The sequence below is a fragment of the Massilia cellulosiltytica genome (assembly GCF_047325105.1).
Taxonomy (GTDB): Bacteria; Pseudomonadota; Gammaproteobacteria; order Burkholderiales; family Burkholderiaceae_D; genus Telluria; species Telluria orientalis.
The window spans coordinates 5594138-5619410 of the sequence record NZ_CP168562.1; the positions used below are offsets into that span (position 1 = coordinate 5594138).

Annotated in this window: 21 protein-coding genes; 10 read left to right on the plus strand and 11 right to left on the minus strand. The window is 67.3% G+C overall.

Going from position 1 to position 25273, the window contains the following annotated elements:
• Nucleotides 1-18 precede the first annotated feature (18 nt).
• The 3 genes from ACEN9H_RS24420 to ACEN9H_RS24430 all read right to left on the minus strand — a co-directional run bounded on the left by ACEN9H_RS24420 (nt 19) and on the right by ACEN9H_RS24430 (nt 3560).
• The gene (locus ACEN9H_RS24420) at nt 19-1314 is read right to left on the minus strand and encodes an MFS transporter (RefSeq protein WP_056123101.1); all 1296 of its coding nucleotides are present in this window, start codon (nt 1312-1314) and stop codon (nt 19-21) included.
• A gap of 412 nt (nt 1315-1726) precedes the next feature.
• Nucleotides 1727-2902, minus strand: a complete 1176-nt coding sequence (locus ACEN9H_RS24425) for a CmpA/NrtA family ABC transporter substrate-binding protein (RefSeq protein ID WP_413672393.1) — start codon at nt 2900-2902, stop codon at nt 1727-1729.
• A 16-nt stretch (nt 2903-2918) separates the two neighbouring features.
• Nucleotides 2919-3560 (minus strand): ANTAR domain-containing response regulator, encoded by a 642-nt coding sequence (locus ACEN9H_RS24430; RefSeq protein WP_056123095.1) that lies wholly within the window; start codon nt 3558-3560, stop codon nt 2919-2921.
• Nucleotides 3561-3757: 197 nt separating this feature from the next.
• Between ACEN9H_RS24430 and ACEN9H_RS24435 the strand changes: the two genes are divergently transcribed.
• The 3 genes from ACEN9H_RS24435 (at nt 3758) to ACEN9H_RS24445 (ending at nt 6784) form a co-directional block, all read left to right on the plus strand.
• The gene (locus ACEN9H_RS24435) at nt 3758-4015 is read left to right on the plus strand and encodes a hypothetical protein (RefSeq protein WP_413672394.1); all 258 of its coding nucleotides are present in this window, start codon (nt 3758-3760) and stop codon (nt 4013-4015) included.
• A gap of 20 nt (nt 4016-4035) precedes the next feature.
• Complete coding sequence (locus ACEN9H_RS24440) at nt 4036-4206, plus strand: hypothetical protein (protein WP_156403645.1); 171 nt, start codon at nt 4036-4038, stop codon at nt 4204-4206.
• Nucleotides 4207-4423: 217 nt separating this feature from the next.
• A complete protein-coding gene (locus ACEN9H_RS24445) occupies nt 4424-6784 on the plus strand; it encodes a prolyl oligopeptidase family serine peptidase (protein WP_413675631.1) in 2361 nt (786 codons plus the stop codon).
• Between the two features lie 91 nt (nt 6785-6875).
• On the opposite strand, the gene ACEN9H_RS24450 is transcribed toward ACEN9H_RS24445, so the two are convergent.
• A complete protein-coding gene (locus ACEN9H_RS24450; RefSeq protein ID WP_413672395.1) occupies nt 6876-8078 on the minus strand; it encodes a urate hydroxylase PuuD in 1203 nt (400 codons plus the stop codon).
• A gap of 120 nt (nt 8079-8198) precedes the next feature.
• Between ACEN9H_RS24450 and ACEN9H_RS24455 the strand changes: the two genes are divergently transcribed.
• Complete coding sequence (locus ACEN9H_RS24455; protein WP_056123089.1) at nt 8199-9137, plus strand: LysR substrate-binding domain-containing protein; 939 nt, start codon at nt 8199-8201, stop codon at nt 9135-9137.
• A gap of 45 nt (nt 9138-9182) precedes the next feature.
• Here the strand turns inward: ACEN9H_RS24455 and ACEN9H_RS24460 are convergent, their stop codons facing one another.
• Nucleotides 9183-9605, minus strand: a complete 423-nt coding sequence (locus ACEN9H_RS24460; RefSeq protein WP_056123086.1) for a hypothetical protein — start codon at nt 9603-9605, stop codon at nt 9183-9185.
• Nucleotides 9606-9765: 160 nt separating this feature from the next.
• Between ACEN9H_RS24460 and ACEN9H_RS24465 the strand changes: the two genes are divergently transcribed.
• From ACEN9H_RS24465 to ACEN9H_RS24485, 5 genes are all read left to right on the plus strand, one after another.
• Nucleotides 9766-10335: an RNA polymerase sigma factor gene (locus tag ACEN9H_RS24465; protein ID WP_413672396.1), complete on the plus strand. Its 570-nt coding sequence runs from the start codon at nt 9766-9768 to the stop codon at nt 10333-10335.
• On the plus strand, nt 10332-10973 hold the full coding sequence (locus tag ACEN9H_RS24470) for a zf-HC2 domain-containing protein (protein WP_413672397.1): 642 nt from the start codon (nt 10332-10334) through the stop codon (nt 10971-10973). Before ACEN9H_RS24465 ends, ACEN9H_RS24470 begins: the two co-directional genes overlap by 4 nt.
• On the plus strand, nt 10970-12277 hold the full coding sequence (locus ACEN9H_RS24475) for a S8 family peptidase (RefSeq protein WP_413672398.1): 1308 nt from the start codon (nt 10970-10972) through the stop codon (nt 12275-12277). The genes ACEN9H_RS24470 and ACEN9H_RS24475 overlap by 4 nt, the downstream gene beginning before the upstream one ends.
• Complete coding sequence (locus tag ACEN9H_RS24480) at nt 12223-12939, plus strand: TorF family putative porin (protein ID WP_056123074.1); 717 nt, start codon at nt 12223-12225, stop codon at nt 12937-12939. The genes ACEN9H_RS24475 and ACEN9H_RS24480 overlap by 55 nt, the downstream gene beginning before the upstream one ends.
• Before the next feature lie 74 nt (nt 12940-13013).
• Nucleotides 13014-14111, plus strand: coding sequence for a TIGR03118 family protein (locus ACEN9H_RS24485; RefSeq protein ID WP_413672399.1), 1098 nt, complete (start codon nt 13014-13016; stop codon nt 14109-14111).
• Nucleotides 14112-14114: 3 nt separating this feature from the next.
• Here the strand turns inward: ACEN9H_RS24485 and ACEN9H_RS24490 are convergent, their stop codons facing one another.
• The gene (locus tag ACEN9H_RS24490) at nt 14115-15404 is read right to left on the minus strand and encodes an NRAMP family divalent metal transporter (RefSeq protein ID WP_413672400.1); all 1290 of its coding nucleotides are present in this window, start codon (nt 15402-15404) and stop codon (nt 14115-14117) included.
• A 201-nt stretch (nt 15405-15605) separates the two neighbouring features.
• Nucleotides 15606-17432, minus strand: coding sequence for a DUF885 domain-containing protein (locus tag ACEN9H_RS24495; RefSeq protein WP_413672401.1), 1827 nt, complete (start codon nt 17430-17432; stop codon nt 15606-15608).
• Nucleotides 17433-17652: 220 nt separating this feature from the next.
• Between ACEN9H_RS24495 and ACEN9H_RS24500 the strand changes: the two genes are divergently transcribed.
• Nucleotides 17653-18858: an ammonium transporter gene (locus ACEN9H_RS24500; RefSeq protein WP_413672402.1), complete on the plus strand. Its 1206-nt coding sequence runs from the start codon at nt 17653-17655 to the stop codon at nt 18856-18858.
• A 13-nt stretch (nt 18859-18871) separates the two neighbouring features.
• Here the strand turns inward: ACEN9H_RS24500 and ACEN9H_RS24505 are convergent, their stop codons facing one another.
• The 4 genes from ACEN9H_RS24505 to ACEN9H_RS24520 all read right to left on the minus strand — a co-directional run bounded on the left by ACEN9H_RS24505 (nt 18872) and on the right by ACEN9H_RS24520 (nt 25252).
• The gene (locus ACEN9H_RS24505) at nt 18872-20848 is read right to left on the minus strand and encodes an MHYT domain-containing protein (protein WP_413672403.1); all 1977 of its coding nucleotides are present in this window, start codon (nt 20846-20848) and stop codon (nt 18872-18874) included.
• Between the two features lie 98 nt (nt 20849-20946).
• Complete coding sequence (locus tag ACEN9H_RS24510; RefSeq protein WP_413672404.1) at nt 20947-22218, minus strand: Zn-dependent hydrolase; 1272 nt, start codon at nt 22216-22218, stop codon at nt 20947-20949.
• A gap of 142 nt (nt 22219-22360) precedes the next feature.
• Complete coding sequence (hydA, locus tag ACEN9H_RS24515) at nt 22361-23749, minus strand: dihydropyrimidinase (RefSeq protein ID WP_413672405.1); 1389 nt, start codon at nt 23747-23749, stop codon at nt 22361-22363.
• Nucleotides 23750-23764: 15 nt separating this feature from the next.
• Nucleotides 23765-25252, minus strand: coding sequence for an NCS1 family nucleobase:cation symporter-1 (locus ACEN9H_RS24520; RefSeq protein ID WP_413672406.1), 1488 nt, complete (start codon nt 25250-25252; stop codon nt 23765-23767).
• Nucleotides 25253-25273: the final 21 nt, after the last annotated feature.

Genomic DNA, 25273 nt, shown 5'->3' on the forward strand with positions numbered 1-25273 from the left:
TATGCTGCAATAACGTGTTCAGGCGGCGGCGGGTGCCGGCGTTTCGGGGACGGTCAGCGTGAAGCGCACGCCGATGGCGCACAGCGCCGCGACGAGGACGGCGCCGCCGAGGATCATCAGGGTCTGGCGCACGTCGCCCGTGCCCTTCATCAGGAAGCCGGCCAGCACCGCGCCGACGTTGCCGCCCGCGCCGACGATGCCGGCCACGCCGCCCAGCGCCTTGCGGCTCACGAACGGCACCAGGGCGTAGGTCGAACCGCACGCCATGTGGGTGCACAGGCCGAAGGCGAGCATGGCGACGATGGCCAGCGTGACGCTCGTGGTCTGCGAGAACCACAGCAGGCCCAGGCCCTCGCCCAGCATCAGGACGAACAGCAGGTTCACGCGGGAATTCAGGTCACCGCGGGCCGCGACCTTGTCCGAGATCCAGCCGCCCAGGGCACGGGCGAACAGGGCCAGCAGGCCGAAGCTGCCGGCGGCCATGCCGGCCTGTTTCAGCGACAGGCCGAAGTGGTCGACGTAGTACGTGGCGGCGACGTTGTGGATGAACAGTTCGATGCCGAAGCAGGCGCCGTAGGTAATGAACAGCAGCCAGGCGCGGTAGTTGCGGCAGGCTTCGAAGAAGCTCGCCCAGCCGCCCTTGCCGCCCGCTTCGAACGGCACGCCGGCGGCGCGCAGTTCGGTGAAGTTACCTTCCGGGCAATCCTGGGTGAACTTGTAGTAGACGACGGCCATGATGAGCATCAGCACGCCCGGCACGACCAGGGCGGCACGCCAGCCCATCGTCTCGTTCACGCCCAGCATGACCATGGCGCCCATGATCAGCGGCATCGTGGCCTGCGCGACGCCGCCGCCGCTGTTGCCCCAGCCGGCCGAGGCCGCGTTGGCGGTGCCGACGACCTTCGGGCCGAACATGACGGAGGTGTGATACTGGGTGATCACGAAGCTGGCGCCGACGGCGCCGATGCCGAGGCGGAACAGCAGGAAGCTTTCATAGCTCTGGGCCATGGCGACGCCCAGCACGGGGATCGCGCCCAGCGCCAGCAAGCCGGTGTAGGCCTTGCGCGGACCGAAGCGGTCGCACAGCGGGCCGATGATCAGGCGCACGACGATGGTGATGGCGACGGCCGCGATGTTGATGTCGGCGATCTGGCTGACCGACAGGTGGAACTCGCCCTTGATCACCGGCATCAGCGGTGCGCAGGCAAACCAGGCGAAGAAGCAGACGAAGAAGGCCACCCAGGTCAGGTGGAACGCGCGCATCTGGGGCGTATCAAAAGAAAATAGCTTGATACTGTTTGCTTTGCCGGCCATTTGTTATTCCCTTCTTGAAAACGAAAAGGCGCCCGCTGCCTGACCGCGAAGACGATTCCAGAAATCGTGAATGCGGGTGCAGCGGACGCCGTTGTCCTGTTGCCGGCCCTTCGTTGGACCGGCTCTTTTTTACTCAGGGATCGCCGTTGATCCTTTACCTCCGTATTTGCAAGACCCGTGCCAGATGGTTTTCAGGGGGAAGATCGTATTTACCGGGCCCTGCACGCTTCATTGCAGTGCACCATGCACGCTTATGACGCACGTAAATGAAGCATTACCGCGATCCGGGAGTTGATGGAACGTCGTTCCCGCGGAGGCGGGAACCCAATTTGTTTGCAGACCGACTACGTTTGCCGCGAGTGGCTTGCAAATAACTTAGGTTCCCGCCTCCGCGGGAACGACGAGCCGGCTTTTACGCACCGGCCAGTGCCGTGCGGCGGATGGGAAAGGATGAGATGTACGCGTCGGGCTCGAGGCCGTCCCAGACCTTGCCGTCCATGAGCACGGAGCGGCGCATCAGGCTGGCCGACGCCGGCACGCCCGCCAGCACGGCCGCCTCGCGGTACAGGCCCACGCGGTTCACGCGCGCGGCCACGGCCGCGTAATCGACGTCGTCGCGCAGCAGGCCCCAGCGCCGGTGCTGGGTCATGAACCACATCGCGTCGGACAGGTAAGGGAAATTGGCCTCGCCCTCGTCGTGGAAGCGCACCGGATCGGGATCGATCCAGCGCTTGCCCAGGCCGTTGTCATAGTCGCCATGCAGGCGCGCGGCGATGGCGCGGCGGTCCGCGTTCACGTAGGCGGGGCTGGACAGGACCTCGGCCGCCACGTCGCGGTGCGCCGGCGATTCATCGAGCCAGCGCCCCGCCTCCAGCACGGCCGCGATCAGGGAGCGGCACGCGTGCGGGTTCGCGTCGACGAAGGCGGCCGTCGCGCCGAGCGCCTTGCCGGGATGGTCGCGCCAGATGTCCTGGCTCGTCGCGACGGTGAAGCCGCTGCCGTCCAGCTGGGCGCGGGCGCTCCACGGTTCGCCGGCGCAAAAGCCGTCCATGTGGCCGGCCGCCAGGTTCACGGCCATCTGGCTGGGCGGGACGGTCACCACCTGCGCATCGCGCACCGGATCGATGCCGCCCGCCGCCAGCCAGTAATAGAGGAACAGCGCGTGGTTCCCGGTCGGGAACGTGTGCGCGAACGTGTAGCGGCGCGTGCCCTTGCGCATCGCGGCGGCCAGCGTGCCGAGGTCCGTCACGCCCTGGCTGGCCAGTGCGCGCGACAGGGTAATCGCTTGGCCATTGCGCGACAAGTTCATCAGCACGGCCATGCGCGTGGGGGGACTCCCGATGCCGTTTTCCACGCCGTAAAGCAAACCATATAGAACATGCGCCGCGTCGATCTCGCCCTGCAGCAGGCGGTCGCGCATGCCCGACCACGAATGCTGGCGCGCGAGTTCGAGCTTGATGCCGTATTTGTCGTCCAGCCCGAGCACGGACGCCATCACGAGGGACGCGCAATCCGTCAGGGGCATGAAGCCGGCCCTGATCACGGTCTTTTCCGGCCGGTCCGAGCCGGCGATGAATGCGTGAGCCATCGTTTCCTTTGCTGTTTTAGCCGAGTAGATCCTCGACGTCGAGGATGCGCTGGGCGACTTCGGCCAGCTTGAGCTTCTTGTTCATCGCCATGCTGCGCAGCCGCTGGTAGGCCTCTTCCTCCGTCAGCCGGTTGCGCGCCATGAGCACGCCCTTGGCCCGTTCGATCAGCTTGCGGTCGGCGAGCTGGCGGCGCGTGTCGGACAACTCGTCCAGCAGCTTCTGTTCGCGGTTGAACCGCTTCATCGCCACATCCAGCACGGGCTTCACGCGCTCGGCCTGCAGCCCGGCCACGATGTACGCGGTGACGCCCGCCTCGATCGCGGCATCCATGCTGGAGGACGTCTGGTCGTCCGTGAACAGGACGATGGGCCGCGGCTCGTCGCGCGTGGCGATCACGATGTGTTCGAGGACGTCGCGCGCGTCCGATTCGCTGTCGATGATGATCATGTCCGGCTGGATCTGGGCGATCCGCTCCGGCAGGAAGATGTCGGCGGGGAGCGAAGCGACGATGTCGTAGCCTGATTCCAGCAAGCCGATGCGCAGCGCCGTGTTGCGTCTTGCCTGCGCGGCGAGCGTGGCCTCGTCCGCGGCATCGCTGGACGCGGTGTTGACGACGACGATGCGCAGGGTGCGCTGGACCTTGGACGGCAGTTTCATGCCCTTTGGATATGCAAGTTCCGGGCCAGCCAACCAGATATTCATGTTCCGTATTTCAGGAGTGCGAATCAACATTAGTTGTCGCACAGAAAATATTCACGAAACGCATGGGGAGCATCACAAATCAAAAGTTCATTTATGACGCGGTTGTCCCTATACTGCATCGCAACACGACAGATTTCTCACCGGAGATGACCATGAACACCGCAACGATCAACCAGGCACAGAACAAGACTCTGCGCCAGCACATTGCCGACACCCTGGGCAAGATCCGCAACCTCGCGATCGAACTGTATGAAGCGCACGGCGGCCTGATCGTGCCGGACGCCGCCCAGCCGGGCAGCGGCGCCCTCGCCCGCCGCAAGATGCAGCAGCAGGCTGGCATCATCATCCTGGGCCCGTTCTGCGCAGCCGCGCTGGCGCCGGAAGCCGTCCGCGAAACGCCGAACAACTAATCAAGCCAAGGATACAGATCATGACCCCGTTCGAATACCTCACCGTCGCCATCGCAGCCGCCGCCGTCGTCACCCGTATCGTGATGTTCGTGCGCAACCCGTCGCTGACCGCACCGTCCGAACTGTGGCTGGCGCAAGAGCCGACCGAACTGTGGATGGGCGAGTACGCGAAGCCGAAGGCAGCCGCGTAATAGCTGACTGACCACATCGTCTCCACACGCCTGGCATTGGCCGGGCGTTGTCTTTTGTGCGCCGCAATATTCCTTAAGGTCGCCGACGTACTTACGCACGCGCGCCACTCCCGCCAGCGAATCCACACAGCACCATAGTCGGCTGCGCTAGAATGCTTTTTTGCAATTTCTGACCAAGAAAAGCATTCTTGTTCTTCATTTATCCACCCGACTGATGATGCGACTTCCTGTCCTTACCGTTCTTGCCGCACTGCTGGCGCTACCCGCTGCCGCCTCCACACCCGTGACCCTCGACCAGGCCATGGCCAACCCCGACTGGATCGGACCTCCCGTGGAAGCGGCGTGGTGGAACTGGGACGGCAAGCAGGTCATCTACAAGCAGAAGCGCGCCGGGTCGCCCCTACGGGACACCTACCGCGTGAACGCGGCGAAGGCCGGCACGCCGGTACAGGTGACGGACGCCGAGCAGGCGAAGCTGGACAGCCCGGAAATGCTGTACAACCGCGGCCGCACCCGCGCCGTCATCGTGCGCAACGGCGACCTGTTCGAGCGCGACCTCAAGTCGGGCGCCCTCGTGCAGATCACGCGCGGCAGCGGCGTGGCGATCCAGGCCGTCCAGTACACGGCCGACGAGCGCGGCGTGCAGTACCGCATCGGCGACGACTGGTTCGCGTGGGACCGCAACGACCGCGTGACCGGCCCCGTCGCCCTGCCGCGCGCCGCCAAGGATCCGAACGTGACCGAGGCCGACGCGCTGCGCGACATGCAGCTGCGCCTGTCGACGATCCTGAAGCGCCAGAAGGACGAGCGCGACGCCACCCGCGCGCAGGCCGAGGAACTGCGCCGCGCCGATCCGACCCGCGCGCCCGCGCCGATCTACCTGGGCGACAAGGTCGCGATCCTGAACAGCGCGCTGTCGCCGGACGGCCGCTGGCTGCTCGTCGTCACGGGTGCGAAGAACGCGGACAAGGGCCGCGCCGGCAAGATGCCCCGATACGTGACGGAAAGCGGCTACGAGGAATTCTCGGAAGAGCGCACGCGCGTGGGCCGCAACAACCCCGCGGGCCACGGCCTGAAACTCGTGAACCTCGCGACGCGCGAGGTGAAGGACCTGGCGCTGGACGCCCTGCCCGGCATCGCGGTCGACCCGCTGGCCAAACAGCGCGCGGAGCACAAGCTCGACCCGCTCAAGGGCAACCGTCCGGTGATGATCGGCTTCGACGGCGAAGCGATCACGTGGAGCCAGAACGGCGCCAACGTGGCCGTCATGTTCCGCTCCGTGGACAACAAGGACCGCTGGATCGCCACGGTCGACCTGCCGCGCGCGTCGCTCCAGCCGGTGCACCGCCTGACGGACGACGCGTGGGTCAACTACGACAACAATGAATTCGGCTGGCTGCCGGACGGCTCGACCCTGTGGTACCTGTCGGAAGAAAGCGGCTACGCGCACCTGTACGTGCGCGACGCGGGCGGCCGCACGCGCGCGCTCACGCAAGGGCGTTGGGAAGCGGGCGACGTCGCATGGTCGGCGGACGGCCGCACGGCCTGGCTGCTGTGCAACCGCAAGGCGCCGCACACGTACGAGGTCTGCGCCGTCGACGCGGCGAACGGCGCCACGCGCGAAGTCAGCAGCCTCGCGGGCGTGCAGGACTTCCGCCTGTCGCCGGACCAGAACAAGCTGCTCGTCCATTATTCCGGCCCTTACCTGCCGGCGCAGCTCGCGACGGTGCCGTCGCACGGCGGCGAGGCCGTCAGGCTGACGGACACGCGCACGCCCGAGTTCAAGGCGCGCGAGTGGATCCAGCCGCAGTTCGTGACGATCCCGTCGACGCATGGCGCCGATCCGATCTGGGCCAAGCTGTACCGCCCCGCGCAGCTGGAGCCGGGCAAAAAATATCCGGTGGTGATGTTCGTGCACGGCGCGGGCTACCTGCAGAACGTCACGCAGCGCTACACGCCCTACTTCCGCGAGCAGATGTTCCATAACCTGCTCGTGCAGAACGGCTACGTCGTCCTCGACATGGACTACCGCGCGTCGAAGGGATATGGCGTCAAATGGCGCACGGCGATCTACCGCCAGATGGGGCATCCGGAACTGGACGATTACCTGGACGGCGTGAACTGGATGATCGCGAACCAGCAGGGTGACGCGGCCCGCGTGGGCGTCTACGGCGGCAGCTACGGCGGCTTCATGACCCTGATGGCCATGCTGCGTGCACCGGACGTCTTCAAGGCCGGCGCCGCGCTCCGTCCCGTGTCCGACTGGACCACGTACAACCACGAGTACACGGCCAACATCCTGAATACGCCGGACCTGGATCCGGAAGCCTATAAAACGTCGTCGCCGATCGAGTACGCGCAGAACCTGAAGGGCCACCTCTTGATCGCGCACGGCATGGTCGACGATAACGTGTTCTTCCAGGACTCCGTACGCATGGCCCAACGGCTGATCGAATTGAAGAAGGATCACTGGGAGCTGGCGCCGTACCCGCTGGAGCGGCATTCGTTCGTGCAGCCGGAGGCGTGGTATGACGAGTATCGGCGCATCTACCAGCTGTTCGAGCGGACGTTGAAGTAACCCCCTGTCGTCCCCGCGGAAGCGGGGACCCATGCCGAGCTGACTGCGGACACTCAGCATGGATTCCCGCTTGCGCGGGAATGACGATTCATCAGTCGGTCTTCGCCCCGGCTTCGAACCACGCGCCCAACTCGGCGCGTTCCGCGTCCGTCATATTGGTCATGTTCGCGAGCGGCATCGCCTTGAGCTGCACGGCCTGCTGATAGATGCGGGGCGCGTTCTGCGCGATGCCATGCGCGTCGTCCAGCATCACCCCGGCCGGCGCGCTCGCGAACCCGGGCTGCGTCGGATGCGCCGCGTGGCATGACACGCAGCGCGCGCGCAGGATCGTCTCCACCCGCGCAAACGGCACCGTCCCCGCCGACACGTTCGGCCGCGGCGGCGCCAGCACCACGGCGAGCCCCAGCAGCAGCGCCACGCCGATCGCCGGATACACCCACTCCACGCGGCCCTTGTGGCGCAGGTTGAAGAAGTGGCGGATGAAGACGCCGGCCGCCATGATGGTGCCCAGCACGGCCCACGCGTGCGGGTGGCGGTAGGTCATCGCGAAGTGGTTGCTGATCATGATGAACAGCACCGGCAACGTGAAGTAGTTATTGTGGACGCTGCGCTGCTTGCCGCGGATACCGTGGACGGGATCCGGCGTCGAGCCCGCGCGCATCGCTTCGACCATCTTGCGCTGCCCCGGAATGATCACCATCGCCACGTTCGCGACCATGATCGTGCCGATCATCGCGCCCACGTGGATGTAGGCCGCGCGGCCGCTGAGGAAGTGCGTGAGCACCCAGGCCGCGCCGACCAGCAGCGCGAACACCACGACGCCGAACGCGAGATCGTGCTTGCCGAGCGGCGAGCGGCACAGCAGGTCGTACGCGACCCAGCCGGCGACGAGGCTCCCGAGCCCGAGACCGATCGCCTGCCAGCTCGACAAATCGGCCACTGACCGGTCGACCATCATCGCCTGCGCATTCAGCCAGTACACGATGACGAGCAGCGCAAAGCCCGACAACCACGTCGAATACGCTTCCCATTTGAACCAGTGCAGCTCCGCCGGCAGCTCGGCCGGCGCGACGAGGTATTTCTGCGGATTGTAGAAACCGCCGCCGTGCACGGCCCACAGCTCGCCCGCCACGCCCTTCTTCGCGAGATCGGAACCGGCCGCCGGCGGACGCAGCGAATTGTCCAGCCAGACAAAGTAGAACGACGCGCCGATCCAGGCGATGCCGGTGATGACGTGCAGCCAGCGCACCAGCATGTTCATCCATTCGAGAACGTAAGGGACCAGGTATTCCATCGAGACTCCTCAGCGTGACCGGCAGGCGACACCGCCGTCGATATATTTTCTGGAACATGAAAAATATCGTATATTTAAAATCAGACTACGTATATAACAATCCTATAAAAAAACCTTCCCATGTCCAGCCTGCCCCAGCACCTCGACCTGCACCTGATCCGCATCCTTTATCTGCTGCTCGTCGAGAAGAACGTCTCGCGCGTCGCCCTCAAGCTGAACCAGCCGCAACCGTCGATCTCGGCGTCGCTGCGCAAGCTGCGCGAGCTGACGGGCGACCCGCTGCTCGTGCGCGGCGCGCGCGGCATGGTGCCGACGCAGCACGGCGAAAGCCTGCTCAAGCCGGCCAAGCGCATCCTCGACGAGACGGAGAGCCTCTTTGTCCGCAAGACGCCGTTCGTGCCGGAACAGGCCGACCGCACGTTCCACATCGCCGCGCCCGACTACCTCGACACGCAGTTCCTGCCGGGCGTCGTCGCGTCGATCCGGCGCGGCGCGCCGAACAGCCGCGTGACCATCCACCACCTGGGGCCGGGCACGGACTACCTGCGCATGCTGTCGGACGGCGAGATGGACCTCGTCATCGCCAACTGGGACGAGCCGCCGTCGCACCTGCACATCTCGAAACTGTTCGAAGACCCGATCATCTGCACGATGCGCGCCGACAGCGCCTACGCCAAGCGCACGGCGGCCGACGCGATGACGGTCGAGGACTACCTCACGCTGCCGCACATCGCGCCGACCGCGATGCTGCCCGGCTACCACGGCGTGATCGACGCCTTCCTCGAGCGGCAAGGCATGCACCGCAAGGTGGCCGTGGAATCGCCCTATTTCGGCCTGATCCCGTACATGCTCACGCAGACGGACCTCGTGCTGACGACGGGCCGCCAGTTCATCCGGTTCTACGAAAAGACGCTGCCGCTGAAAAACTTCACGGTGCCGATCAAGTTCCCGCCGATGCGTTTCTATCAACTGTGGCACCAGCGCGTGCACCAGTCGCCGGAGCACAAGTGGCTGCGCGACCAGGTGACGGCCGCGGCCAAGGTGGTGGTCAACCGGTAGGCACGCGTGGGCACGCATTTGGGGCCCCCGGCCCCAGATGCCCCCCTACTGCTTGGCTTCCTGGCCTTTCTGCGCCTGCATCTCCTGCAGTTTCTGCTGCATCTGCGCCGTCATCTGCTGGAAGTGGACGGCCAGCCGGCGGCACGCGTCCTGCTTCGCTTCGCACAGCACTTTCATCTCGACGAACGTGCCCTCGTCCGTCTTGCGGACCAGGCGCCGCACGACGGCCGGGTAGGCTTCATGTCCTTGCGGCACGAACGACCACACTGCCACCTCCGGTTTCTGGATGGCGTACGTGGTCCAGCCGCCCGGATGGGAGACCTTCGCGTCCGGATTCTTTTGCAGTGCGGCCAGCGCATCGGCGACTTTCTTGTAGCCGAGCGGACGGGGCTCCTGCTTCGACTGGGCGTGGGCCGCGCCGGAAAAGACCAGGGCGGCGGCGAGGAAGGGGATGGCAAGTCGTTTCATGGGGCAAAATTGAATTAGCATGGCGACATCGTGACATGCCCGGCGCGTCCCGGCAACGCCGATCCGTGTAAAAATCACGTGCGGCAAAAAATATTTGCGGAACGCATGAACCTTGGCGCGGCCGGCGGGTATTCACCGCAAAACAGCAGAGAGCGCATGCGTGGACGGAAAGTATGAAGGAGCGGCCGAGAACGAGGCCAGCCTGGTGGGTCGGGTCGCGGCCGGGGACCGGCGCGCCTTCGAGACGCTGTACCGCGCGTACTTTCCGCGCCTGGCGCGCTTCCTGCAACGGATGACGCGCAGCGTGCCGCTGATCGAGGAAATCATCAACGACACCCTGCTCGTCGTCTGGCAGAAGGCCGCCACGTTCGACGGCAGCTGCAAGGTGTCGACCTGGGTGTTCGCGATCGCCTACCGCAAGGCCTGCAAGGCCCTGCACGCGCTCGACGAACCGCTGGATGCCCCGGCCGACGAGTGCGCGGCGGACGAGGCGGGCCGGCCCGACTGGCGCTTCGAACAGCAGCGCCTCGCGCACGCCGTCGACGCCGCCGTCGCCACGTTGCCGCTGGCGCAGCGGGCCGCCTTCCAGCTGACCTTCTATCACGACATGGGTTACGCAGAAATCGCAGAAATCATGGAATGTCCCGTCAACACCGTCAAGACGCGCCTGTTCCACGCGCGCCGCCGCCTGGCAACGCTGCTGGAAGACCAGCTGGAGGTCCGGCCATGAACACACACACCGACCACCTCGACGCGCAGGAGGCCCTGCCCTGGCTCGCCAACGGCACCCTGGCCGGCGCCGAACTGGAACGCGTCCAGGCGCATATTGCAACCTGCGCCCACTGCCGCGCCGACCTTGCGCTGCTGTGCACGGTGCATGCGGCCGGGCCGGGTCCGGACCTCGACTTCGATCCGGACCGCGCGCTGGCCCGGCTGATGCCCCAGCTGGATGCCCCGCCGGTGCAGGCAAGGACAGGCCTGCTGCAACGCTGGCGCGACCGCGCCGCCGCCAACGACCGCACGTGGCTGCGCGCCGCCGTCGCCTTTCAGTTCGGCGCGATCGCGGTGCTGGCCGCGCTGCTGGCGCGCCCTTCCGGGCAGCCGGATTCGCCGGCCAGCTACCGCGTCCTCGGCGCCGCCGGCGCGAACGGCATGGCGCGAGTCGTCGTGACCTTCCGGCCCGACACGCCGGAGGCGGAACTGCGCCGCATCGTGCGCGCCAGCGGTGCGCGCATCGTCGGCGGGCCGACCGTCACGGATGCGTGGCTCGTCGGCGCGGACGGCCGGCTCGACCCGGTGCTGGCCCGGCTGCGCGCCGAGCCGGCGGTGACGCTGGCCGAACCGCTCGTCGTGGACAAGCAGCCGTGAAAGCCGCCCTCCTCGCCCTGGTCGCGGTCTTGATGGCGTTCGCCTGCGTGGTGCCGCGCGCGAGCGCGGCTACGCAGGCGGCCGCGCACCCGGTCTCGACGCCGGCACCGGCCACGCGCCAGGTGCTCGTGATGCTGCGCATGCCCTCGCCGCACTTCCGGCCCGACGGCGCCTACGGCGGCGGCTACACGGAGGACGGCACCCGCGCCGCGCGCCGCCGCGTCGCGCGCGACCTCGCCGCCACCTACGGCCTGCGCGTCGTCGACGACTGGCCGATGCCCGCCATCGGCATCGACTGCTTCCTGATGGAGGACACGGGCACGGGCCCCGTCGACCGCCTGCTCGACACGCTCGCGCACGACTCGCGCGTCGCATGGGCGCAGGCGATCCAGGACTACCACGGCCTGGCCGAAGGCGACCCGCTGCTGCCCGTGCAGCCGGCCACGCACGCATGGCAGCTGCCCGCGCTGCACCGCGCCAGCACGGGACGCGGCGTGACGGTGGCCGTCATCGACAGCGGCGTCGATGCGAACCACCCCGACCTCGACGGCCAGATCAAACTGCGCCGCAACTTCGTCGACGCGTATCCGGACGGTGCGGAAGCGCACGGCACGGCCGTCGCCGGCATCATCGCGGCGCGCGAAGGCAATGGCCTGGGCATCGCGGGCATCGCGCCCGGCGCCAAACTGCTTGCGCTGCGCGCGTGCTGGGAGACGGCCGGGCCGCCCGCCCGCTGCAACAGCTTCACGCTGGGCAAGGCGATCAATTTTGCGTTGATGAGCGATGCGCGCGTCATCAACATGAGCCTCGGCGGTCCGCGCGACCGGCTGCTGGAAACCCTGCTCGATGCGGCCCTCGCGCGCGGCGTGACGCTCGTCGGCGCGGCCGATCCGGCGCAGCCCGACGGCGGCTTTCCCGCGTCGCATCCGGGCGTGATCGCGGTGGCGTCCGACACGCAGCGCGCGCCGCCGCCCGGGTCGCTGCGCGCGCCGGGGACGGACGTGCCCACGTCGCTGCCGGGCGCGCGCTTCGGGCTGGTGTCCGGCTCGTCGTACGCGTCGGCCCACGTGGCGGGGCTCGCCGCGCTCGTGCTGGAACTGCGTCCCGGAACAACGCCGGCCAGGCTGCGGGCCGACCTCGACGGCGGCGCACGCATCGTGCCCGCCGCGCTGGCCTCCGGCGCCGGACAAGCTGGTAGCATAGACGCCTGCGCGGCCGTTGCGCGCGCCGCCGGAGCCTGTTTCTGCCTATGCCCATCGACGACCACGACCGCCAGCCTTCCCTCCCCGCGCCCGCCGCACTGAAACCCGTCGCGGGCGCGTTCGCATTCTTCACCGCCGCCCTCTGCGCGGCGCCCGGTGCTTTGGCCCAGACCAGCGCCGACCTCTCCGTCGTATCCGAATACACGGTGCGCGGCGTCTCGCAGGGCCGCAATCCCGCCGTGCAGCTGCGCGTGGACCACGACTTCGACGGCGGCTGGTACGCCGGCACCTTCGCGTCGCCCATCGACCTGTACGGCCGCGGCCAGGGCCTGCTGATCGTCTACGGCGGGCGGGCGCTGCCGCTGACCACGCGGCTGTCGTGGGATGCCGGCGTCACGCGCACGATCTATTTGCGCAACCACGAAGTCGACTACCACGAGTTCTACGCCGGCCTGACGTATGACCGCGTCAACGCGAGAATCTCGTATTCGCCCGCGTATTACGGCGGGGGCCGCACGGTGTACCTCGACCTGAACGGCGGCATCCCGCTGGGCGAGCGCGTGGCGCTGGCGCTGCATGCCGGGCTGCTGCATCCGCTCGATAGCGATTACCACTGGAGCGACCGCGACCGCGCGGACCTGCGCGCCACGCTCGCGTACGACACGGGCGACTGGCGCCTGCAGGCCGGCGTGCAGACCCTCGTGCACGGCAGCGGCCTCCCGCGCGCCCGCGCCCTGTTCGCCGGCGCCAGCCTGCGCTTTTAATCAACCTGCGATCCGATTGAACCTTGCGCGTGGACGAGGGCATTAACGTCGTCCCCTTCCCCTGAGGTGCAATCATGAACCTGCAATCGAATCCGGCCGCGCGCCTCCTGTGCGGCATCGTCCTCGGCGCCGCCGTCGCTGCCTGCGGCGGCGGTGGCGACGACCATCCGATGACGCCGCCCGTCACCATGCCGCCGGCCATCACGAGCGCCTTCACCACGACGGCCCTCGTCACCGACCAGTCCAGCGGCGCGGCCCACACCGACACCCATCTCGTCAACGCGTGGGGCCTCGCGTTCAACCCGACGGCCTTCGTCTGGGTCGCCAACAACGGCACGGCAACGTCCACGCTGTACGACGGCAACGGCGTGCCGCAGACGCTCGTCGTCACGGTTCCCGCCGGCGTCACCGGCATCGTCTACAACGGCAGCCAGGACTTCAAGGTCACGCAGAACGGCGTGACGGGTGCCAGCCCCTTCATCTTCGTGGGCGAGACGGGCACCGTGTCGGGCTGGTCGCCGGCGGTCAATCGCACGAACGCCGTGACGGCCGTCGACACGGGCGGCAGCGCAGTTTATAAAGGCCTGGCCATCGGCGCATTTTCGGGCGCGAACTACCTGTACGCGGCCGACTTCCGCAACAACCGCATCGACGTCTACAACGCCGGCTTCCAGAAAGCCACGCTGCCCGGCGGCTTCACCGATCCGAACCTGCCGGCCGGCTACGGGCCGTTCGGCATCCAGGCCATCGGCGACCGCATCTACGTGGCCTATGCGCAGCGCGAGACGGCCGGCAACGACGAGGTCAAGGGCGCGGGGCTGGGCGTCGTCGACGTGTACGACATGGGCGGCGTCTTCCTGCACCGGCTGGCGGCGGGCGGCGCGCTGAATGCGCCGTGGGGTATGGCGCTGGCGCCCGCCAACTTCGGGGATTTCAGCAACGCGGTGCTCGTCGCGAACTTCGGCGACGGCAAGATCAACGCCTACAACCCGTCCACGGGCGCGTTCATCGGCACCCTGTCGAAGGCCGACCGCACGCCCATCGTCATCGACGGCCTGTGGGGCATCGCGTTCGGCAACGGCGTGCAGAACCAGCCCACGAACACGCTGTTCTACACAGCAGGTCCGAATGACGAGGCACACGGCATCTACGGCCGGATCGACATGCAGTAAATGTCAGACGAAGGACGCGAACATCGCGATCGTCGCCGCCGCCATCACGCCTGTGCACAGCCAGCCCATGGCGCGCAGGCGCGGCGCGATCGTCAGGTTGCCCATGATGCGCGGGCTCGACGCCACCAGCATCATGATCGCCATCACGGGCACGGCGATGACGCCGTTCAGCACCGCGCTCCAGTACAGCGCCTTGATCGGATCGATCGGCATGAAGTTGATGCCGACGCCCGCCAGCGTGGCGACGATGATGATGCCGTAGAACTTGCGCGCGGCCGAAAACTCCGCGCCCAGGCTGCTCTTCCAGTGGAACGTGCCCGCCATCGCATACGCGGCGGAACCGGCCAGCACGGGGATCGCGAGCAGGCCCGTGCCCACGATGCCGAGCGCGAACAGGACGAATGCGAGTTCGCCCGCGACGGGTTTTAAAGCCGATGCGGCCTGCGCCGACGACTGGATGTCGTGCACGCCCTGCGCGTGCAGGGTGGCGGCGGTGGTGAGCATGATGAAGAACGCGACGCTGTTCGACACGCCCATGCCCACGAGCGTATCGAAGCGGATGCGGCTGAACTGGCGCTCCACCTGCTCGGGGGCCTGCCGCAGCGGCTGGGCCGCATCGTCCGCGCGCAGCTCTTCCACTTCCTGCGACGCCTGCCAGAAGAACAGGTAGGGACTGATCGTCGTGCCGAAGACGGCGACGATCGTCGTGAGGTAGTCCTTGTTCCACGCGATATGCGGCCATACGGTGGTCTTCAGCACGACGCCCCACGGCACGCGGACGACGAACACGGTGGCCACGTACGCGAGCAGCACGAGCGTGAGCCACTTGAGCAGGTTCACGTAACGCTGGTAAGGGATGAACACCTGCAGCAGCACGGACAGCACGCCGAAGCCGACGGCATACCACAGCGGCCGGCCGGGCACGACGAGCGACATCGCCTCGCCCATTGCCGCCACGTCGGCCGCGATGTTGATGACGTTCGCGACGAGCAGCAGGCCGACCACGCCCCACACCACCTGGCGCGGCGCATAGCGCTGCAGATTGGTGGCGAGGCCACGCCCCGTCACGCGGCCGATGTTGGCGCTGATGACCTGGATGGCGGCCATCAGCGGATACGTCAGCAGCAGGGTCCACAGCAGGTTGAACCCGAACTGGGCGCCGGCCTGCGAATACGTGGCGATGCCGCTCGGGTCGTCGTCGGCCGCGCCGGTGATCAGGCCCGGGCCCAGCTTCGACAGCCAGGTCGAGGCTTCCGGCGACGGGGGCGCGATAGTGGGTTCATCGGGTTTCATGAAACCCATCATGCACCCATGTGGGGCGGGAATATGTACGGTTGCGCACACTGTGCACGAACCGTAATCCTCCGTCGTTCCCGCGGAAGCGGGAACCCATACCGAGGTTTCGAAGTCGGGTATCGGGTTACACTATAGTACGTCCGACATACCGAATCCTGTAACTCAGCATGGATTCCCGCGTGCGCGGGAACGACGGTTTTACTTTTCCGACTGAATCCACTTCTCCACCTGCGCCTGCAGGATCGGCAACGGCAACGTCCCATCCCCCAGCACCACCGCGTGGAACTTCGGGAACGTGAACTTCGGTCCGAGCTCACGCTGCGCCCGCGCACGCAGGTCGAGGATCTTCAGCGCGCCCACCTTGTACGCCAGCGCCTGGCCCGGCCACACCATGTAGCGCTCGATCTGGTTCGACGCGCGCGCCTCGTTGTAGCCCAGGTTGTCCATCATGTACTTGACCGCCTGCTCGCGCGACCAGCCCTGCGCGTGCATGCCCGTGTCGACGACGAGGCGCACGGCGCGCAGCAGTTCGTCGTTCAGGTGGCCGTAGTACGCGGCCGGATCGTCGTACAGGCCGAAGTCGCGTCCCAGCGTCTCGCAGTACAGCGCCCAGCCTTCCGTGTAGGCGGCGGCGCTCGGGTGCTCGGTGAAGAACTTGCGGAAGTCCGGCAGCGGCAGCTCCTTCAGCAGCGCCGCGTGCAGGTGGTGGCCCGGCACGCCTTCGTGCAGCAACAAACTCGTCATGCCGACCGTGCTGTACTCCTTCGGGTCGTTGACGACGGCCCAGAACACGCCCGGATGCGAACCGTCGGCGGCGACGGGCGTGTAATGGTCGGACGCCGTGGCGCGCGTCAGCTCCGGCTCCAGCTGGATGTCCAGCTTCGCCTTCGGCAGCAGGCTGAAATACTGCGGCAGCTTCGCTTCGACAGCGGCATAGATGGCGCGGTAGCGCTCCAGCACCTCCTGGTCGGTCTTGAACGGCTTGAAGCGCGGCTGTGCGGCGACCCATTGCGGGAAGGTCTTCAAGGGGCCGTCGTAGCCCAGCTTCGGCGCCAGGGTCGCCATCTGCTGCTGGATGCGCGCCACTTCCTTTTCGCCCAGCGCGTGGATCTCCGCCGGCGTCAGGTCGAGGTTCGTGTTGTTGCGGATGCGCGCCTGGTACCACGCCGCGCCGTCCGGCAGCGCGCCATAGCCGGCCGTCGTGCGGCCCGCGGGCAGGTAGTCCTTCTCGAGGTAGGTGTTCAGGCGCGCGAGCGCGGCGTCGATCCTTTGTGCGGCCTGGCGGTAGCCGGCCGTGAGCGATTTTCTATCCGCGTCGGAGAACCCGGCCGGCAGGTTCTTGATGGGCGTGTAGAAGATGCTCGCTTCCGGATCGGTCGCGGCCAGCTGGCGGAACTGCGGCAGCATCTTGGCCGTGATCGCCTTCGGCTGCACGACGCCCTTCTTGACGCCTTCCTTCATGTTGGCGATGGCCTGGTCGATCCATGCCGGCAGCTGCTCCAGGCGCGACAGGTACGCGCGGTACTGGGCCGGCGTCGCCAGCGGCTGCGAGCCCGTGCCGCTCGCGTAGTTCGCCAGGTTGCTCGGGATGTTGTCGAAATGGTTCAGCGGCAGCAGGTGCTCGGGAAAGCGCGCGAGGTCGAGCTGGGCGCGGATCTCGAAAGCGAGAATGTCGTAGTTCAGGCGCGCCTTCTCCGACAGGTGCGTCTTGTCGATCTTCTGCAGGTCGTCCAGCAGCCTGTGGTTCTGCGCGAAGTAGCGGGCGCGGACCTTCGGGTCGATCGCCATGCCGATCTGGTCGTCGTAGCGGCTGTCGCCGTTCGCGGTCGCGTACAGCATCGGGTCGAAGCGGGCGCGCGCATCGTAGAAGCGGGCAGCGATGCGGTCGACCTGGCGTTCGGCGGACGAAGCGGCCGGCGATCCGGCGGCGGGGGACGTCTGGGTCGTTGCGGCGTCGGCGGACAGGATAGGTGCGCCGGCCGACAGCAAAGCCGCGAGGATGGCGGCGTTCATCGTGCGATTCATGGGTCTCCTTCATGGGGTTATTGCTTGACAGCATACTACGATTGCCGGATCGACCACACCTCCCCATTTTGGCGCAAATACGCACCGCGACGGTGCTCATGCACGCTTGCGGGGCAACCCATAGTGCATGCCCACTGGGAGTGCGCCTCTTCACCAAATTGGAACGTTTATTGCTACCCAGAAGTGCAATCAGACCAACTTGCACTTTTTTGGAGTACGCATGGATGCATTCAAAAGCGGAGCGGACGCGCTCTTCATCTTGCTCGGCGGGATCATGATCCTGGCGATGCACGCCGGCTTCGCCTTCCTGGAATTGGGCACGGTACGCCGCAAGAACCAGGTCAACGCGCTGGTAAAAATCCTGATCGACTTCGCCGTTTCCACCATCGCTTACTTCTTCGTCGGCTATGGCATCGCCTACGGCATCCACTTCATGGGCGCCACGAGCACCCTGGTCGCCAAGAACGGCTACGAACTGGTGAAGTTCTTCTTCCTGCTGACGTTCGCCGCCGCGATCCCCGCCATCATCTCGGGCGGCATCGCCGAGCGCGCCAAGTTCCACCCGCAGATGGCCGCCACCGCCCTGCTCGTGGGCTTCGTCTATCCGCTGTTCGAAGGCATCGCCTGGAACAACCGCTTCGGCATCCAGGACTGGCTTGCCTCCGCATTCGGCGCGCCGTTCCACGACTTCGCCGGCTCCGTCGTCGTGCACGCCGTCGGCGGCTGGGCCGCGCTGCCCGCCGTGCTGCTGCTGGGCGCGCGCCGCGGCCGCTACACCAAGGATGGCCGCGTCTCGGCGCACCCGCCGTCGAACATCCCGTTCCTCGCGCTGGGCGCGTGGATCCTCACGGTCGGCTGGTTCGGCTTCAACGTGATGAGCGCACAGACGCTGGACAAGATGAATGGCCTCGTTGCCGTCAACTCGCTGATGGCCCTCACGGGCGGCACCCTGACCGCCTTCGTGCTGGGCAAGAACGACCCGGGCTTCGTCTACAACGGTCCGCTGGCCGGCCTCGTCGCCGTGTGCGCGGGATCGGACCTGATGCATCCGATGGGCGCGCTCGTGACGGGCGCGATCGCGGGCGCGATCTTCGTCGTGATGTTCACGCTGGCGCAGAACCGCTGGAAGATCGACGACGTGCTGGGCGTGTGGCCCCTGCACGGCCTGTGCGGCGCGTGGGGCGGCATCGCGGCCGGCATCTTCGGCAGCCAGGCGCTGGGGGGACTGGGCGGCGTGTCGCTCGCGTCGCAGATCGTCGGCACCCTGCTGGGCGTCGCCATCGCCGGCATCGGCGGCATCATCGTCTACGGGTTGTTGAAGGCGACCGTCGGGCTGCGCCTGGACGCCGAACAGGAATTCGACGGCGCCGACCTGGCCATCCACCGCATCAGCGCCACGCCGGAACGCGAAACCACGTTCCAATAAGCTGATTGTCCCGTCACGCTTCGCGCGCGGTGGCGACGAGGCGCCGGATCGCGGCCGCCAGCGCCGCCGGCTCCACGGGCTTGGCGAGATAATCGGTAAAACCGGCCTGCAGCGCCTTGGCGCGGTCGTCCTGGCGGGTGAATGCCGTCAACGCGATGGCGGGAACGTCCGCCGTGGCCGCGCGCCGGCGGATGCGCCGCATCAGTTCGAAGCCGTCGACTTCGGGCATGCCGACGTCGCTGACGATCACGTCCGGCACCTCGCGCTCCAGCAGGGCCAGCGCGGCGCTGGCGCCCGGCGCCGTCATCGTGGCGGCGCCGCTGTACGACAGGATCTGTTCCAGCACGTCGAGCGTATCCGGCGCGTCGTCGATCACCAGCACCCGCACGCCGGTCAGGTCGGCCAGGTCGTCCGTGCCCGCCTGCGCCATCGGAAGCACGCCCGTTCCCGGCACCGTGACGGCGCTCGGGCGCGCCAGCGGCAGGCGCACCGTGAACGTGGTGCCCGTGTGCACGCCGGCGCTGTCCACGACGATCGTCCCGCCATGCAGTTCGACGAGCTGCCGCGCGATCGACAAGCCAAGTCCCAGGCCGCCGTGCTGGCGCGAGATCGACGCATCCTGCTGGCGGAAGCGGTCGAACACGTACGGCAGGAAGTCCGGCGCGATGCCGATGCCGGAATCGATCACGCGGATCACGGCGTCGTTGCCGTCGCGCCCCAGCAGCACCTGCACGCTGCCGCCCGACGGCGTGAACTTGACCGCGTTCGCCAGCAGATTCCACAGCACCTGCTGGAGCCGGCCCGGATCGGCGCGCACTTCGAGCGGCAACGTGCCCGGCTCACGTCCCAGATCGGCGCGCAGGGCGATCATCTTGGCCGAGGCGGCCGGGTGCACGGTGCCCAGCGCCGCCTCGATGATGCGGGAAGGGTCGACCGTCTGCACGTCCAGGCGCACGGTGCCGGAAATGATGCGGCTCATGTCGAGCAGGTCGTCGATCAGCTTGCCCTGGGCGCGCGCGTTGCGCTCGATGGTCTCCAGCGCGCGTTTCATGGTCGCCTCGTCCTTCACGCCCCGCTGCAGCATGCCGGCCCAGCCGAGGATGGCATTCAGCGGCGTGCGCAGCTCGTGCGACAGGGTGGCGAGGAATTCGTCCTTCAGTGCGGACAGGCGTTCGGCTTCGTCGCGCGCGACGCGCTCGCGTTCCAGCAGGTGCTGGCGCTCGGCCGCCGTCGCCTGCGACATGGCGAGGATGCGCGCGTTCGCTTCCAGGTGCGCGTCGAACACGGACGCGATGAGGGCCAGGCCCAGCACGCAGAACGTGGCCAGCACGACGAGCGTGGCGAGGCTGTCGCGATGCACGCCGACGCGCGCGGCCATGCACACGCTGTCGGCCGGGAAGTGCGCGGCCGCCATGCCCGTGTAATGCATGCCGACGATGGCGCAGCCCATCACGACGGCGGCGCCGATGCGCGGCACCCACACGTCCGGCGTGCTGCGGCGCAGCCGGAACGCGATCCACAGCGCCAGCGCCGACGCGCCCACGGCGATCAGTACCGAGAGCGCGAACAGCAGCGGGTCGTACACGATCCCGGGCTGCATGCGCATGGCGGCCATGCCCGTGTAATGCATCGCATTGATGCCGACGCCCATGATGACGGCACTGACGCCCAGGCGCACCGGGCCCAGGTTCGCGCGGCTCACCTGCCACAGCGCCAGGCCGGACGCCAGGATCGGCAGCACCAGCGAGACGAGGGTGATGGGGATGTCGTAGGCGACCGGGATCGGGAGACGGAACGCCAGCATCCCGACGAAGTGCATGGCCCAGATCCCGGAGCCCATCGCGATCGCGCCGCCCAGCATCCAGGCGAATTTCGTCCGCCCGGCGGCTTCCGCCACCCTGCCCGCGAGGCTGAGGGCGGAATACGACGCGACGATCGCGACGAGGATCGAAATCAGGACGAGCGGGGTTTCATAGTATCCGGTCAGCATCGTCGGTCAGACGCGTGCCGCCCGGCGGGCGGCTTCGGACCCCAGTATGCTACCGGCGCGTCCGATCGGCCAGAATAGTAACAACAAATTGCATGTTGTTACTTTTGAGCAACAAGCTCACCGGCCGCGGACGTGGAAACGATGCCGGCCCGTTCCAGCATCGCGTGCAGCAGCACGTTGCAGCCGGCTTCCAGGTGGACGGGCTGGGCATCCTCGATCTCGTTGTGGCTGATGCCGTCCTTGCACGGCACGAAGATCATGCCGGCGGGGGCCAGCCGCGCGACATAGATCGCGTCGTGGCCGGCGCCGGACACCACGTCCATCGTCGAATAGCCCAGCCGTTCCGTCGCGGCGCGCACGGCGCCCACGCAATCCGGGTGGAACGGGCAAGGCGGGTAGTACGACACGCGCTGCAGGTCGATGCCCAGGCCCGTCTCGCGCCGCGTGCGCTCGACGAACGCCTCGATCTCGCCGTGCATCGTGTTCAGCAGATCGTCGCTGACGTTGCGCAGGTCGATGCTGAACTTGACCTGGCCGGGGATCACGTTGCGGCTGTTGGGGAACACCTGGACCATGCCGACGGTGCCGCGGCCGTACGGCGGGTAGCGGTTGGCGATGGCGACCGTCTCCTGCATGATGGTCGTCGCGACCTGCAGCGCGTCGCGCCGCAGATGCATCGGCGTGGGGCCGGCGTGCGCTTCCATCCCGGTCACGGTGCAGTCGTACCACGACAGACCCATCACGGCGGGCACGACGCCGATCACCTTGTTCGCGTCTTCCAGCACGGGGCCCTGCTCGATGTGGGCTTCGAAGTAGGCGCCGATCGGGTGGTCGCCGGGCGTCTGCTCGCCCTGGTAGCCGATCCTCTGGAGTTCCTCGCCGACGGATTTGCCGTCGACGTCGCGCGCCGCATACGCCGTCTCCAGGCTGAACGCGCCGCAGAACACGCCGGAGCCCATCATCACGGGCACGAAGCGCGAGCCTTCTTCGTTCGTCCAGAACGCGACTTCGATCGGCGCCTCGGTCCGGATGCCCCGCTCGTTCAGCGTGCGCACGACTTCGAGGCCGGCCAGTACGCCGTAGTTGCCGTCGAACTTGCCGCCGGTCGGCTGGGTGTCGATGTGGCTGCCCGTAACGACCGGGGGCAGGCTCGGATTCGTGCCCTCGCGGCGCATGAACACGTTGCCGATTTTATCTACGGTGACGCCGAGGCCTTCCGCTTTCGCCCATTGCACGACGAGGTCGCGGCCCTGGCGGTCGAGGTCCGTCAGGGCGAGGCGCTTCACGCCGCCTTTCTCGGTGGCGCCGATTTGCGCCAGTTCCATCAGGGCGTTCCAGAGGCGGGTGCCGTTGATGCGCAGGTCGTTCATGGTTTGCTCTCCAGTTGGTGCTTGCATCATCGTCGTCCTCGCGACAGCGGGGACCCATGCTGAGTGTGCGATCTGGTGGCGTCAACAATGCGCGCTGGCTCAGTATGGATTCCCGCCTCCGCGGGAATGACGTGCGTAGCGTTCAAATAGTGCTGGTGAAAGCCGGCCGCTCCACATATCGCCCGGCCCCACGCTCCGCCCGCAAATCCCCATCCGCATACACGAGCTTCCCGGCCGCCACCGTGTACGTGGGAATCCCGCGCACCGTGCGCCCTTCGAACACGTTGAAGTCGCCCTTCGAATGCTGCGTCGCGGCCGACAGCGTGCGCGTCCCCTGCGGGTCCCACACGACGACGTCGGCATCCGCCCCCACGGACACGGAACCCTTGCGCGGATAAATATTAAAAATCTGGGCCGCATTGGTCGACGTCACGCGCACGAATTCGGAGGGCGTCAGACGCCCCGTATTCACGCCCGCGTCCCACACGACGGCCATGCGTTCCTCGACGCCGCCGCAGCCGTTGGGGATGCGCGTGAAATCGTCCGCGCCCATTCCCTTCTGGCCGGCGCAGAACGTGCAGTGGTCGGTCGCCGTCGTGTGCAGGTTGCCGCCCTGGAGACCCTGCCACAGCGCCGTCTGGTGGTGGCTGGAGCGGAACGGGGGACTCATCACGTAGGCGCGCGCGACTTCGGGATCGGCGTGGCGGTAAACGCTGTCGTCGATGACGAGGTGGCCCGCCAGGGCCTCGCCGTACACGCGCTGGCCGCGTGCGCGGGCGCGTGTGATGGCCTCCAGCGATTCGGCGCACGACACGTGCACGATGTAGACCGGGGTGCCGAGCACGTTCGCGATGGCGATCGCGCGGTTCGCGGCCTCCGCTTCCACTTCGGGAGGACGCGACAGCGGATGGGCTTCCGGCCCGCGGATGCCCTTCGCCAGCAGTTCGCGCTGCAACTGGTAGACCAGCTCCCCGTTCTCCGCGTGCACGGTCGGGATCGCGCCCAGTTCGAGCGCGCGCCGGAAGCTTTTCACCAGCGTCTCGTCGTCGGCCATGATGGCGTTCTTGTACGCCATGAAGTGCTTGAAGCTGTTCACGCCGTGGCGCTGGACGAGCGTGCCCATGTCTTCGTGCACCGTGTCGTCCCACCACGTGACGGCGACGTGGAACGTGTAGTCGGCCGCGGCCTTTTCAGCCCAGCCGCGCCACGTCTGGAATGCATCCATCAGGCGTTGTTTCGGGTCGGGGATGACGAAGTCGATGATCGTCGTGGTGCCGCCTGCGAGGCCCGCCGCCGTGCCGGTGTAAAAATCGTCGGCGGTGACGGTGCCCATGAACGGCAGCTGCATGTGCGTGTGCGGGTCGATCCCGCCCGGCATCACGTACTGGCCGCCGGCATCGATCACTTCCGCGTGCGCGGGCGCCTCCAGGTTCTCGCCCACGGCGACGATCTTGCCGCCTTCGCACAGCACATCGGCACGAAATGCACGGTCGGCGTTCACCACCGTACCACCGCGTATCAACAGGGTCATTGACGTCTCCTCGGGTCAATCGAGCGAACGGGCCGGATGCAGCGCCGGCGCCGCCCTGCCCTTCATCATGATGCCGTACACGACCGCGGAAATCGCGATCCCGACGAACCACGCATAGGTGTACAAGGTTTTGAACGCGGCGCCCACGTCCGGGAACGATTCCGGAAACGCCGCGTTCATGAAACCCGGGATGTTCGGCAGCACGCCGGCGACGAAGGCGACGATCGCGGCCGGGTTCCAGCCGCCGCGATAGCCATAGATGCCGTCGTCCTTGTACAGGTGGTCGACCGCCAGTTCCGTGCGGCGGATCAGGTAGTAGTCGATGATCAGCACGCCCGCGATGGGGCCCAGCAGCGCGGAATAGCCGATCAGCCACGTGAAGATATAGCCCTGCGTCGATTCCAGTATCTTCCACGGCATCATCGCGAGCGCGATGCCGGCCGTGATGTAGCCGCCCGTGCGGTACGAGATGCGGCGCGGCGCCAGCGCGGAAAAGTCGTAGGCCGGGCCGACGAGGTTGGCGGCCAGGTTGACGCTGACCGTGTCGACCAGCAGGACGATGAGCGCGATCAGCACCGCGGCGCCCGTCATGCGGCTGGCCAGGTCGACCGGGTCCCACAACGCCTTGCCGTACAGGACGACGGTGGCCGACGTGACGATGACGGCCAATGCCGCCAGCAACCCCATCGGCACGGGCAGGCCGACGGACTGGCCCAGGATCTGGTCGCGCTGCGTGCGCGCGAAGCGGGTGAAGTCGGGGATGTTCAGTGCGAGCGTGGCCCAGAACCCGACCATCGCCGTCAGCGACGGCCAGAACGTGGACCAGAACTGGCCGGCCTTCTTGCCGCCTTCGACGAATTGCGACGGCGCCTCCAGCAGCGGGCCGAAGCCGCCCGCTTTCTGGTAGACCCAGCCGAGCAGCACGAAGCAGATCGCGATCTTCAGCGGCGCCGTGTACGTCTCCAGCTTGCGGATCGCATCCATACCATGCACGATGAAATAGAACTGGACCGCCCAGAACGCGAGGAAGCACAGCAGCTGCGCGCCGTTGATGCCCAGGCCGGCCAGCTTTGCGCCGCCGATCTCGTGCCCGGCCAGCACGCCCAGCAGCGTGTAGATCATGCTGCCGCCGAACCACGTCTGGATGCCGTACCAGCCGCACGCGACGATGGCGCGCATCAGCGCCGGCAGCCGCGCCCCGCGCGTGCCGAACGCGGCGCGCGCCAGCACGGCGTACGGGATGCCGTACTTGGTGCCGGCGTGGCCGATCAGCAGCATCGGCAACAGCACGATGGCGTTCGCGAGGAACACGGTGAACACGGCCTGGTACGCGGACATGCCGGCCTCGATCAGGCTGGCGGACAGCGTATAGGCCGGGATGCACATCACCATGCCGACCCACAGGGCGGCGAAGTGATACCAGCGCCACGTGCGCTGGGCGGCGCTCGTCGGCGCGAGGTCTTCGTTCCAGAGATCCTGGTTCGTTGCGGGGTCTGGGCTCATCGGGGCGGTCTCCGTGGGGTG